This window comes from Brevundimonas vancanneytii (genome assembly GCF_901421975.1).
GTDB lineage: Bacteria > Pseudomonadota > Alphaproteobacteria > Caulobacterales > Caulobacteraceae > Brevundimonas > Brevundimonas diminuta.
Map to the genome: position 1 here is coordinate 3,114,824 of NZ_LR588407.1, position 12,843 is coordinate 3,127,666.

General features: G+C 58.5%; 13 protein-coding genes. 8 read left to right on the forward strand and 5 right to left on the reverse strand.

What is annotated here, in order from left to right; all coding sequences use genetic code 11:
• Positions 1–3: 3 nt before the first annotated feature.
• Positions 4–381, reverse strand: a complete 378-nt coding sequence (locus FGL25_RS15450; RefSeq protein WP_138142190.1) for a DUF4177 domain-containing protein — start codon at positions 379–381, stop codon at positions 4–6.
• A gap of 172 nt (positions 382–553) precedes the next feature.
• Between FGL25_RS15450 and FGL25_RS15455 the strand changes: the two genes are divergently transcribed.
• A complete protein-coding gene (locus FGL25_RS15455; protein ID WP_138142191.1) occupies positions 554–814 on the forward strand; it encodes a helix-turn-helix domain-containing protein in 261 nt (86 codons plus the stop codon).
• Positions 815–879: 65 nt separating this feature from the next.
• On the opposite strand, the gene FGL25_RS15460 is transcribed toward FGL25_RS15455, so the two are convergent.
• Positions 880–1,116, reverse strand: a complete 237-nt coding sequence (locus FGL25_RS15460; protein WP_138142192.1) for a helix-turn-helix domain-containing protein — start codon at positions 1,114–1,116, stop codon at positions 880–882.
• A gap of 212 nt (positions 1,117–1,328) precedes the next feature.
• On the opposite strand from FGL25_RS15460, the gene FGL25_RS15465 reads away from it, so the two are divergent.
• The 7 genes from FGL25_RS15465 (at position 1,329) to FGL25_RS15495 (ending at position 6,671) form a co-directional block, all read left to right on the forward strand.
• The gene (locus FGL25_RS15465) at positions 1,329–1,691 is read left to right on the forward strand and encodes a hypothetical protein (RefSeq protein WP_138142193.1); all 363 of its coding nucleotides are present in this window, start codon (positions 1,329–1,331) and stop codon (positions 1,689–1,691) included.
• Positions 1,688–2,125 carry a hypothetical protein gene (locus FGL25_RS15470; RefSeq protein WP_138142194.1) on the forward strand — a complete coding sequence of 146 codons (438 nt, stop codon included), beginning with the start codon at positions 1,688–1,690 and terminating at the stop codon, positions 2,123–2,125. The genes FGL25_RS15465 and FGL25_RS15470 overlap by 4 nt, the downstream gene beginning before the upstream one ends.
• 288 nt (positions 2,126–2,413) lie before the next feature.
• Positions 2,414–2,710, forward strand: a complete 297-nt coding sequence (locus FGL25_RS15475; protein ID WP_138142195.1) for a hypothetical protein — start codon at positions 2,414–2,416, stop codon at positions 2,708–2,710.
• 97 nt (positions 2,711–2,807) lie between these two features.
• Positions 2,808–3,188, forward strand: coding sequence for a hypothetical protein (locus FGL25_RS15480; RefSeq protein WP_138142196.1), 381 nt, complete (start codon positions 2,808–2,810; stop codon positions 3,186–3,188).
• Complete coding sequence (locus FGL25_RS15485) at positions 3,188–3,478, forward strand: hypothetical protein (protein WP_138142197.1); 291 nt, start codon at positions 3,188–3,190, stop codon at positions 3,476–3,478. Before FGL25_RS15480 ends, FGL25_RS15485 begins: the two co-directional genes overlap by 1 nt.
• A gap of 160 nt (positions 3,479–3,638) precedes the next feature.
• On the forward strand, positions 3,639–5,216 hold the full coding sequence (locus tag FGL25_RS15490; RefSeq protein ID WP_138142198.1) for a hypothetical protein: 1,578 nt from the start codon (positions 3,639–3,641) through the stop codon (positions 5,214–5,216).
• Between the two features lie 300 nt (positions 5,217–5,516).
• Entirely contained in the window at positions 5,517–6,671 is a 1,155-nt protein-coding gene (locus FGL25_RS15495; protein WP_138142199.1) for a site-specific integrase, read from the forward strand.
• A gap of 98 nt (positions 6,672–6,769) precedes the next feature.
• Here FGL25_RS15495 and FGL25_RS15500 read toward each other — a convergent pair whose 3' ends face one another.
• From FGL25_RS15500 to FGL25_RS15510, 3 genes are all read right to left on the reverse strand, one after another.
• Positions 6,770–7,828: a ParA family protein gene (locus FGL25_RS15500; protein WP_138142200.1), complete on the reverse strand. Its 1,059-nt coding sequence runs from the start codon at positions 7,826–7,828 to the stop codon at positions 6,770–6,772.
• Positions 7,829–7,977: 149 nt separating this feature from the next.
• On the reverse strand, positions 7,978–9,285 hold the full coding sequence (locus FGL25_RS16910; protein ID WP_167493363.1) for a hypothetical protein: 1,308 nt from the start codon (positions 9,283–9,285) through the stop codon (positions 7,978–7,980).
• Between the two features lie 520 nt (positions 9,286–9,805).
• Positions 9,806–12,832: a type I restriction endonuclease subunit R gene (locus FGL25_RS15510; RefSeq protein ID WP_138142201.1), complete on the reverse strand. Its 3,027-nt coding sequence runs from the start codon at positions 12,830–12,832 to the stop codon at positions 9,806–9,808.
• Between the last annotated feature and the right edge of the window lie 11 nt (positions 12,833–12,843).

Here is a 12,843-nt window from a genome sequence, read left to right on the forward strand (position 1 = left end):
GCTCTACGCCTCATCGCCGCCCGATAGCGCTGCACCCAGCAAGACACCGCCCAACGCTAGACCGACAGTCCCTGCTGCAGCCTTGCGACCGACAACCTTGGCGCGGTCCTCGGCTGCGATCACATCGTCGAGGACACGAGCTGCACGGGCCTCTCTCTGATCTTCAGGCACACGCCGCTCGAATGTCACCATCAACGTTTCACGATCACTGATGACCAGATGGCGCTGCATGACATTGGCCATGAAGACCACCCGCCATCCCTCAGCCGCCATCGCATTGAGATAGGATTCGAGCACATCGGTCTCGATCCGCCCTTCATTAAGCAGCAGGGAGCTGATGGCTCCGTCCGCTACATCGATCACCTTGTATTCGTATTCCATTTTCCCCCCGCAGCGAACCACAAAGAACGCTGATAGTTGATGATCGCAACGTTCGCTAGCCTTCCTTTAGGAATGTCCGCTGCGACCAAATTCTCACAGCACGTTGGTACCGAAATAGAACCAGCGGTGACGGCCATTAGCGCAGGTCTTCCTCCCTTGGAAGGCACGGCTAATGCGGAAGTGGGTTTCATCGCCGGAGTACCGAGCGGCAGTCGAAGTTGTAGTAACCGCTCGCAAAGCTCAGGGCCTGACGCAGCGAGAGGTAGAAAGCCGTCTCGGCAAGACCCACCACGGCTGGCTAGCTAAGATCGAGGTCGGCGAACGTCAGATGAATGTCATTGATCTGATAGCCATAGCGCGCGCGATCGGTGTCGACGAACGTCAGCTATTCGACAAACTCCTACGCAGCCTTCCGGCCAAACTTGACGTGTAATCACGAGTGACTTCGGGCCGAGGTCTTTCCGGCATGATCGTCGATTCAATAGCGCAGCCTTGGGGCTACTGGTCGATGAATTTCTGCAGAAGCTTCGCCGGATCCTGACCGAGGGCTTCGGCGATCTGGCAGAACTCGATCACGTCGATCCGCCGCTCGCCGCGCTCCACCTTCGACACGAAGCTCTGTCGCTTCCCCAATCGCTCCGCAAGCTCGACCTGAGTGATTTCGGCTGCCTTCCTTACTGAAGCGATGAAGGTGATGAACTCCTGATGCCGCTGCGTGAAGATCGATGATGGCAAAGAGCGCCCCTCCGAGATGAGGCACTTCCGCTAAAACCTAAATCGGGATATCCCAGATCGGGTTATTTACGTTTTGGGGGAACGTCGCTGCTGCTCTGCCAAGTGCAAGCCAACCAAGCCCACACCTGATGCAACGCCGAGCGCAGATCTCGGCATCTTATATGATGTGCAAGTCCTGGCGCATCTCACACAAGACAAATGAGAACTACCAGATGAATAAGAATGTAGTCCGCATAGGATTGGCTGCTATTGCTGCCTTCTATGTCGTCGTTGGAGGCCTATGGGCGTCTCACTACTTGCCGCTGAAAAAATTTGAGAGTCAGATCGAACTCCAGAGAGAGCTCGTCAGCAAACTTGGATTTGACGCAGGCTATGCCTCCAAGGAGTACAAAGAGGCAGAAGAGTATAAGATGCATTACGCCCTGACCTCACCAGACCTCCACGTCACCTACCGCAGAATGGCCCTCTATCAGTCGCTCCTGCTCTGGGGCACCGTGGCCCTGGCTGTCGGTGGCGGCGTCCTCTTCTTGACACGTGGCCGTAGGCCTAAGCCTGCCCAAACAGGTGTCCAATGAGAGCCGTTGTTTCTGCTGTTCTCTACGCCGGTGTTCTGGCCCTTAGCGGTTGCGCCTCAGCACCCGCACGGACGCCGGGCACCTATGTCAGCCAAAGCGAGCCTGTGTTCCTGATCTCTGAAGCTCAGGCCGACCAAATCTTGGTGGACGCCATGAACGTGGAGTTCGGCAGCGATCCTATCGTGCGCGTTGAACACCCGAACAAGGGCTATCAGGCCACCATCAAGTTCCTGTTCGACAGCCACCAGATCGTCGCCACCATGGTTCCGTCCAGGGGCCGCTCTGGTGATGGTTCTGTGCAGGACGGCTACTACTTCAACGTCACGCACAGCGGGACCATGCCGCTATCGGGCATGTCGCGATCTAAGCGCCTGAGAGAACGGCTTTCTCAGGCCGCCACGGCTCTGTCGCCAAGCGTCCCTGCGGCAAGGTAAGCGGTCGGGCCGACCCGCATGAAGGCTGCCTTGCCCTTCCTCCGTCTGCGAGGCGGGGAAGTCGTAGCCCTTCATCGACTTTGAGCCCGTTCACTGCGCCCGCCTGAGGGCACTTCAAATCTCACTTCACCGACCCCCGTGGCCACGCGCTGCGGGGGTTTTTCTATGCCCGGAAAGGCTATCCAGACCATGCTTTCACTCACCGACCGAGACGCCGTAACGGCTGCACTCACAGACCCTACCCTCGACCCCGATCTACGCGCCCTCATCGGCCTTAGGATCTGGCAAGTGGATACCGACCGCAGGCGTCCCCTGAAGGACATCCTGCAGATCGTCGTCGTCCAGCCCGGCGATCCGGCCGAGGTCATCCATGACGCCGTCGGCTATCCGATCTGCTGGGACCAGGCCGAGCAGCCCGGCTGGGAGTGGTTCAACGACCACGGCTCATGGTTCGAGCTTGCCTACGTCCTGACCGACGACTTCGGGATGCTGGTCTTCGTGCCGGATCATCCCGAGACCAACGACACCCTCCGCTTCAACTGCCTTGGCGTCGCTGATCGATCACCGGAGGCGGACAAGACCTGAACCACCACCGCCGACTGGCGAACCGACAATCCATCCGACCCGAGCTCTCCGGCACTTCGCCCGAGGGCTTTTTTCATGCCCGAAGGACACCTTCCCTATGCTCTGCCTGAACACCCTTGCCGAGGTGGCGAGCGCGCTGAGCGATCCTGACCTCGATCCCGACCTGCGTCGTCTGTTGGCCCTTCGGGGCTGGCGCATCTACGGCCATCCAGAACACCATCCCGACACCCGCCTGATCGTCATCCACGGCGGCGACACGCCAGACGTGATCAACACCGCCCTGGGATTCGCCTTCACCGGCGAACATGCGGACGACCTGGCCTTTGATTGGGTGAAAGACCACGGCTTCTGGTTCGAGGTCGTCATCACCCCTCCCTTCGGCCCGCCCGTCCGGCTGTTCGTCGAGAACGGTCCAGGTACTGAACTGGGCGTCCACTACAGATCCCTTGCCTACTTCTGGGCCGAGGAGGCCTGCTGATGGTGAAGAAGCTGCTCGCCTTCCTCATCCTCTGCATGGCCTTGGCGTTGGTTCGCACCCTGCTGATGGTGCTGGCCGTCGTCCTGCTGCTGGCGCTGGTCCACGCGTTCGTCGCGCGACCTCGGGAGACGATGGTGTTTCTGGGCACCTTGATCCTGTCGAGCCTCGCGGTCGCCCAGCCCTTCGCCTTCATCGCTGCTTTCACGGTGATAGGCGTAGCTATCATTCTAGCGAAGCAAAGACGTAAGGCTCAGCCGCTTCATATCTTCTGCAAACCAGCCAGGAAATAAGCTCATGGTACGGACGGCTTTGAAGCCAAATTCAGGGCCGTTCGCGCCATTCTTCGAAATCGCCACAACGTCCTGATTATACGTCGCTTTTTATGACGTCCGCGATCCCGTTGATTTAACCCTTTTTACCACATCCCGTGGAAGGGCTCTGCGAGGATCTATGACCGAGCCAAATCCCAATGAAAATGACATTGAAAAAAGGAGCTCCCCGCCGACCGATGACGGCGCGCCATCCATCAGTCCACCAGGACCGAATATAGCCGATCCAGGCTCCTATCCGGACAAACCGACTATCCGTGTTTCACCGGGTGAGATGCACCTGAACTGTTCCGATGCCGAGAAGGTGCTGGCCGACACCGGCGTTTACTACACCAGCGGAAGCGGTCTGCTGCGGATCGTCAAAAAGGCTGGCGGCGGGATCACAACCGAACTGGTGAACGAACAGACCCTGAGAACCTTCCTCTCCGCGTCCATCAACTGGGAACGGAAGGGGCGGGACAACCTCTGGCTTCGCTGCGACCCGCCTCAAGGCGTCGTCAAAGCGCTGCTGTTCGGCCAGGACCGTCACCACCTCCAGCCGCTGAACGGGATAGCCCGTCAGCCCTACTTCGGCGAGGACGGCACTTTGATAACTCGACCGGGCTATGACCCTGGAACGGGTGTGTATAGCGCTTTCGATCCGTCGGACTATCGCGGGTTGGAGAACTCCAGCAGAGACTATGCCGAACCCGCGATGGACTATCTGAACCATCTCCTGGATGAGTTCGAATTCGAGACGGATGCGGACCGATCCGCTGCACTTTCAGCGATATTCACCGCCGTAGTCCGTCCCGCTCTGTCCGTCGCACCAGCGTTCAACATCACCGCGACCACGTCTGGCAGCGGCAAAAGCTATCTGGCGGACATCATCGCGCTGTTCGCCGGTCCGGATGAGCCTTACCGAGTCAGCTACCCGACAGGAGCGGACGAAGCAGGCAAACTGATCGTCACTGTGCTGAACGAGAAACCAGCTGCAGTCGTCTTTGACGATATGCAGACCAACTGGAAGCCGTTCGGCGCGATCAACCGGATGCTGACCAGTCCCACCACGACTGAACGTATGTTGGGCACCAACCGCAGCGCGACAGTCCTCACACGGGCGCTGTTTCTCGGCACGGGCAACAACATCGAACCTGAGCGCGATCTCAGGCGACGGGTGGTTTCGATACGTCTCGCTCCTCGCCATGAAGCTCCAGCCCTTCGGTCGTTTCGCAACGATCCGGTGGGCGACATGAAGAGCCACCGAGCCCGAGCTGTAGCCTGCGTCCTGACCATCATCTCGGCATTCCGCGCAGCGGGAGAGCCGATGGCCGCATGTCCTCCGATCGGCACATACGATGAATGGTCGCGTCTGTGCCGACAGCCCCTGATCTGGATGGGGCTGCCCGACCCGGCTCAAAGCTTGATCGATCAGGTCTCACACGACCCTGACCGGCAGGCGCTGGCTGCTCTGTTGGAGGTTTGGTTCGATGTCTTCGGCACCAAATCTGTGACGGTTCGCCAGATTATCGCCAAGGCTGAAGAACATCCCGCCTTGATGGAGGCCCTTGAGGACCTTCCCATCATGGACGGTCGGTACATCAACCGGGGCAAGCTTGGTTGGTTTCTCAGCAAGAACCGAGGTCGAAGGGCTGACCAGCTTCGCATTGAGCCTGGCGACAGTTCCGAACGACGCTCCTGGAGGATAGCCGTCGGATAGCGGCGACCCTCCATCGCCGCATCGGACCCGGCGGAGGCCGACCGAAAGGGGAAAAGGGGGAGTCGCCCCTTCCCCTCTTTTGACCCGGCCTCCGCCACCCGAACGGCAGTGAGCGTAGCCCGCCTGGGCTCGCTCCGGGCTCCCCATGGCCCGGCCATCCCCGCCCCCCATGCGCGCCATCTGTGGCCGTCTCGGGGGCTACGCGAGCCAGATCCGCTCCAGATCCCCCCCCATCCGACCGCCTTCCCGGCGGCTCACGGCGCTCGTCCGCCGACCATTAATCACGCAAGGAAACCACCCATGCCCAAGGCTCGTCTGACCCAGGCCTTCGTCGCCAATGCCGGTTGTGAAGTCGGTAAGAAAAAGACAGATTGGTATGATGATACCGTAACAGGCTTTGTGCTTGAATGCCGCTGCACCGGCGGCAAGACCTACTATCTGCGCTATATCGATCAGGCTGGCGGCCAGAAGCAGCACAAGATCGGCGGCTTTAACGACGTCACCTTCGCCGCCGCCAAAAAGAAGGCCCAGCAGCTTCGGTCGGAAGTGGTGATGGGCGGCGACCCCAGCGCGAAGAAGGCTCTGGCGAAGTCCATCCCCCTCTACAGCGAACTCGCCGCCAAGCACCTCGCCTTCGCCAAGATCCATCTCAAGTCCTACGACGATCTGGAATCCTGCATGCGCGTCCACATCGTTCCAAAGTGGGGCAAGACCCGCCTCACCGACATGACCAGCCAGTCCGTCAGTCAGTGGCTAAATGAAAAGCGTGTCGGCGGCTTAGCTCCGGCTTCGGTCGAGAAATTACGCGTAGTCCTGGGGAGATCCTTCGTCCTGGGGGCCAGCTGGGACATTCCCGGCACCGAAAGGAACCCGACACGGGGCATCCCCAGAAAGCCTTTAAACAACAGCCGCGAACGATTCTTGACGCCAGAGGAGACGGTGCGGCTGAAGGCGGCGGTGGAGGCGTCCCAGAACACCCAGCTTCAGCACATCGTTGGCCTGCTTCTCCTGACAGGGGCGCGGTTGCGAGAACTGCTGGAGGCTAGATGGGAGAACATTAATGTCGAACGTCGGTCATGGTTCATTCCGACCAGTAAGACCGGCAAGTCGCGCCATGTGCCGTTGTCCACGCCCGCCGTGGCGATCATCGAGAAGCTGCCGCGCTTCAAAGGATGCCCATGGTTGGTGCCGAACCCGGAAACCCGACTTCCGTTCGTGTCGATCAAGCATAGCTGGCAGCATGCGATTGCGGAGGCGAAGTTGCCGGGGCTGAGATTGCATGATCTCCGGCACAGCGCGGCTAGTAACATGGTCAATTCCGGCGTCGATCTGTTCGCCGTCGGCAAGGTGCTGGGTCATGCCAGCTATCAGAGCTCCCAGCGCTACAGCCACCTGGCCAACGATACCCTGCTGAAGGCCGTCGAGGCCGGGGCGGCGAAACAGGCGGCCTTCTGAACCCAAGCGCTTCACCCGCATCCTGGCATCACGTCGGGGTGCGGGTGGGACGCTTATTTTTTCACATGCACAAGCTCAAATTGTGTGATCGACGCTTCTTACTCGATTTTCGCAACAAAATTCCGAATATTTGGCTGCTGTTTATCCAGTTGCGATTGATTGACTTGCGCCGAACGTCCGGCGAATTGTTTCTGTCCTGCTGTTAGCGAGCAGATCGGAATGCCCAAAGCTCCCGATACAACGGACGCTGTGTTGGCGTCATTGATCTGCTCCTCGAACATAGTCCGAAAACCTTGTCTTGTAGTGGGAGCTGGGGAGCCCGTTGGATGAACGTAAAACAACCCGGGATTTGCTTGCCAAACACGAAATACTTCAGAAAATATCTCTGTAACTACATTCCTGAATGCGCTAGCAGAACTATTGTTCATCTGTGTGAGACGGTTGCCAACATATGAGTATATTTGCGGCAGCGCCATGCGATATGTTTGAATATTTCTGTTAAACTGAGATTGAATTTGTCCAGGGCGGCGCAAAATTCCATAAACCAGCGACAACACGGACCGGACCGCTCTCTTTGAAGACCCATCCGCTGAAAACGGGATGATCAGCCGATCAGATGCAGCGATGGCGAGTTCCGTATAGATAGTGAAACTTGGATTACAGTCTAAAAATACCGTAATATCCTGCTGCCCCCAAGAAGAGCGAACATCTTCTATAAGATCCCGAATCCAAGTGTGCACGATCCTCCAAGAATCTGCGGGTCCTGCAGCACACGCCAACTGAACGCTTGCTGCCTGCATCTCAAGCTCTTCATCGCCGCATACAATGTAAAGATTGTCCGGAACGGAATGATTGATCGTGCTGGCTTGCGTCAGATAGTTCGCACCAGAATGAGTATTGACATAAGGGCTTACCACGCGGTCAGCGACGTATCCCGCAATCGTGCGAGGTGGAGTCTGACCGGCAAGGTTCTCAATAGCCACCTCTCCGCGAACCATTCCACCTAAGATCATGCTCGACGAGTTCGCCTGAGGGCACAAATCGATCACGAGCACCCTCTGATTCCGATGAGTCCTGGCGTACTCGCAGGCGACCTGAAACGTCAGGTAACTCTTTCCAACGCCACCCTTATTATTCCAGAGCGCATAAACAGCCATTGAACTTCCCTGCAAATCGAAGCGAGCTGGCCGGTCCCGAAGCTTCGTGTCGGCCTAGAGCGCGGTGATCGCACACATAGGCTGTTTACTCATAATTTTTCTTGCCACATGCGCGGAACCCACAACTGGCGTCACGTCGGACGCGGTTCTCACTCTGATAGGCGATCGGCAATCTCTCTAGCGACACGCTGACCCGCCGACCAAGCGTAGTGGATCGACCACTCCTCGGTCAGATAGAATTCACCGCCAAGTTTCTCAGCACCATCGTCGATAAGTCGCGCCTTCATTGCGTCCTCACCTGCCCGAGCGACATCGCCGCAGGGCCATGGGCCAGTCGCGTAAGGGTCGTCGGGCTTGAAAACCTTCCACACGTAAGATCCCTGAGGATATGCCCATTGAATTTGATCGCGACGGGCGAGGGGACTCTTCGAGAAGCCCACTTTGATGATTTTTCGATCGCCAATCTCAGCCGGTGATCGGCCGAGCCAGACCGATAGGTCGCCTTCCAGCGTGAAGATGTAGAGGTGGCGAGGCCCGTCAGGTTCACCAACCCAGAATGGGCGGGTAGCGACTGGCCCAGCACGGCCGCTCGAAACCGAGCGTTCAAGGGTCGTGATTGAGGCGTCTATCTCTCCTGATTGCCCGTAGACCGGAACCTCGTAGACATCGAGGGCGAGTAGCGCGCCGGCCTCCTCAGGTGGCACCGAAACCCCGTCAGAACCGATGTACTGCGGGTCAGCGCTTGCATACGCCGTGGGCAGGATTTCTTCGATCGGCTTCCAGTCCTCCGGAACCACGCGCCAAGCGCGGGTTGCCCTGACGGCGTAGGACCACTTGCCCCGAGACTCCGGATCAGCCTCCTTTTTGGCCCACCGATCGCCCGCGATGAACGCCTGCGCTGGACCGACCTCATGAGAGACTTCCAACACGCCGACGAGCTTGCCGCGCATCCCTTCCGGTCCCTTGCCCTTGGTGACGTAAATGGCCACCAGCACACCCGGTCGGGTGGCCCTGAGGAAGGCGTTCCGCTTGCCTTCGTTTGCAAACCCAATGCAGCCCCAGTCGGCGGGATCAAAGCCCCAGAACGAGGTGAGCCACATCTGCCGACCGACGGGCAGTTCGTCCGGCCGTGGCGCGAGTTCCGGGACGACCGACCAGTCGAAATCGAAAACGCGATCTTGCTCCGCTGCAACGTCGATGTCGCCAAGCCTAGCCCGGATATGGCCCATGGCGTCGTCGTCTGGGCGTGTCTTTCCCTTCGGAACCAGAATAAGGGTCAGAGCTGGCAAGCCTCTGTCCGCCAGCTCGTGAAGGATCACCTCCAAGTGAGGGCCGAGCCCCCTACCTGTTGGATGCCCCCACCCCACCCAGTCCCCGACCATTTGGTAGGTGACCCGGCTGCGCTGCATGGCCTTGGCAGCAAGATAGCGCGCGATCTGAACTTCTAAAGCATTCATGGACGGCCTGCCTCCCCTGCGGCATCAGTGTCTCACATTGTTTTCCCAGAACGCCCATCGCTCCACCACCCCGACCGGACCTTTCGCAGGTATAGCGTAGGTCGAAATTTCACATCGGACTGAGCTATCGATCTTAACTTAGGAAGCGGTCTAAGCGCCCCTTCAAGCCAATCTGGGAAGTAGGTGGGAGGAGCTGTTTTCACGACACCAGAATGGCGCTCAAACCCTTACCACCACAGGGTTTGATGGCTTTCCTTCCGACGAGTTCGTAATGAGGGGGTCAGGTGTTCGAGTCACCTAAGCGGCACCACCTTTCCTGAGTAGTGTTAGATAGGAAGCCGCCCCATGATGGGCGGGAAGGCACCTCCGCTTGGGAGTTACGTGGGTTCCTAGTGGAAGGCCCTTCAGCCTCATAGATAGCGGGCGGCACCTATCGCAGCTCAGCAACCTCGGTCGGCCAATATGGCATGGCTGTATGTCGGCTCAGATTCGCGATGAGTTCCTAACCGGAAGCATTGCCTTACGGCAGGTTAGTCATCAGCATTCTTTTGACGTTCTCGCTCCATGCAGCTTTAAACGCCGCATCAGATGCAAATAATTTATACAACTCAAGTTCTTCCTTTCGGCGCTTGAGCATCACCTCGTTAAGCATTTTCTCTAAGGCCAAACCACGATTGTAGGGGTCGGTGTTCTCCTCGTACTTTTCATGATAGTCAGGGTGAGATCGAATGCTGTTCACAACATTGATGAACTTGACCCGTTGTTCTTCAGGTGTCGCGCTCCATCCCTGAAACCATCTTTCATTGAAGGAGCGGATAATCTCATCCAAGGGGTCCCGTTCGGGTTCACCATCCCGGTACCCCCGTGGATTGGGGTTCTGCGGGTCAAACTCGGTTGAAGATGCGTCGAGATCGATCGTATGGCTCAGCTTGGTCCTCTCGAGGCCGTAGGAAGACAGATCGACCGCCTCCAGCAGTTCGTCCAGCATGTCCTGGTCCGGGTCCTTGATCTTCAGTTTCGGCACCAGGAATTTTAGGAACCAGAAGAGCTTTTCCCACTCGATGACCTCGAACGGCATGATCGACGCCATCTGGCCGTAGATCTTGACGAACTGTCGCGCCTTGACCTTAAAGTCGATCTTGTCCTTCTCAGGCAGTTCCAGTTGCTGGTCGAATCGATCCGCAGCCCCGTCGACCAAGGGGCTGAGCGCCTGAGCATCCTCACCCGCGAAGTAGCGCGTGACGAATTCTTCGACCTCTCGCCATTCATAGACGCCGACCTGGTCGAGAGATCCCTTAAGCTCATGCAGAACGTTCACATCTGTGGCAGATGAAAGGGTTGTGACGGTGTAGAAGGGATCGAATGCTGCCTTAACGTCGGCCGCGTCGTTGAAAAAATCGAGGATGAACAGATCCTCTGTCCGCTTCCCAAGTTTCGGTGCCGATCGGTTCAGACGCGACAAAGCCTGCACAGCGAGAACGTGCTGCAGTTTCTTGTCCACATACATCGTGGCCAGCTTTGGCTGGTCGAAGCCGGTCAGGTATTTATTGGCCACCACCAGCAGCCGATTGTCGTCCTCATCGAACCGATCCCGCGTGTCGGCCTCCGGAAAGCCATTCATCTCGGCCTCGGTGTAGGTCACCCCATCCACGGCCTTTTCGCCCGAGAATGCGATCAGCGCCTTGAACGGGCTTCCCCGATTTGCCAGCAGCTTGGTCACCGCCTTGTAGTAGCGGATGGCCGCCTCGATGTTCTGGGTGACGATCATCCCTTTGGCCTTACCGCGCAGCTTTTTCGGCGTCACCACGTGCTCGATGAAATGGTCGAGCATGATCTCGGCCTTGGTGTTGATCGTCTGCTGGCTGCGCTCGACATAGGCGCGCAGTTTCTTCTGGGCTTTCTTAGTGTCGAACAGGGGGTTGTCGGCAATCGACTTCTGGATCTCGTAATAGCTCTTGTAAGTCGTGTAGTTCGCTAACACGTTGAGGATGAAGCCTTCTTCGATGGCCTGCTTCATGCTGTAGAGGTGGAAGGGCTTGAAACTGCCATCCGCCTGGCGCTCGCCGAACTTCTCCAGCGTCGTGTTCTTGGGCGTGGCCGTAAAGGCGAAATAAGAGGCGTTGCCGCGCATCTTCCGCGACTGCATAGCTGCGAGGATCCGGTCCTGTGGATCATCCTCGTCCGCATCCTGATCGCCCGCGCCCATCGCCCGGTTCATGTTGTCATGCGCGCTGCCGCTCTGGCCGCTATGAGCCTCGTCGATGATCACTGCGAACCGCTTGTCACTCAGGTCGGCGATACCTTCGATGATGAAGGGGAACTTCTGGATCGTCGTGATGATGATCTTCTTGCCGTTCTCCAGCGCCGATTTCAGGTCGGCCGACCGCAGCGCCGGGGCGACGATGTTCTTGACCTCGGAAAAGTCCTTGATGTTCTCGCGCAGCTGCTTGTCCAGAAGCCGGCGATCAGTGACAACGATGACGCTATCGAAGAGCGGCTGGTCCAGTCCCTTGGCGCCCGGAATGCCTGCCTTGGTCGGATAGGTCTCGATCAACTGATAGGCCGTCCAGGTGATCGAGTTCGACTTGCCCGAACCCGCCGAGTGCTGGATCAGATAGCTGTGCCCGACGCCCGTCGTGGCGGCATGGGCTAGTAGGCTGCGCACGACCTCCAGCTGGTGATAGCGTGGGAAGATTAGGGTCTTCTTCGCCAGTGGGTCGGTCGTCTTACCCTCCAGCAGCACGAAATGCTGGATGATGCCTGCCAGGCTTTCCTTGGTGAAAACCTCTTCCCAAAGGTACGCGGTCTTGTGGCCGTTGGGGTTGGGCGGGTTGCCCTCGCCTTCGTTGTGGCCCTTGTTGAAGGGCAGGAAGTAGGTCGCGGGCCCGGCGAGTTTCGTGGTCATGAACACCTCGTCGGCGTCCACGGCCATGTGCACCAGCGCGCGGCCGAACTGCAGCAGAGGCTGGGTGGCGTCGCGGCCGTCGCGGTACTGCTTCTGCCCATGATAACGGGCGGTCTGGCCGGTCCACGCGTTCTTCAGCTCGATGGTGATCAGCGGCAGCCCGTTGACGAAGAGGACCATGTCGATCTCTTCGCCCGGGTTGGTCTGTGAATAGCGGACCTGCCGGGTGACGCTGAAGATGTTGGCGGCGAAGTTTTCGTGCACCTTGGCGGCCGAGCTGGCCAGCGGCGCGGGATACATCAGCGCAAAGAAGGCGTCATCGACGGCGAGGCCCTTCTTCAGCAGATGCAGCACGCCGTTCTTCTTGATCAGCCGGTCAAAGCGTTCAAGGATCTTGCGCTTCCAGTCACCGGGATTGCGGGCCTTCAGCTTGGCCAGCTCTTTGCCTTGGGTGGTTTCCAGAAACTCCCACAACAGACGGGTGTCGAGCGCGTATTCGGCGTCGAAATCAGAGGGCAGGCCAAGACGAAAGGGGCCATGGCCAGCCGGGGCGCTTTGGCCAGCCAGATCTTCGGTCGTCAGGCCTGTCAGGTGCCGCTGGATCGCCTGTTCCAGAGCCACTTCCTTGGTGTTGCTGACCATGGTCGCCCCCC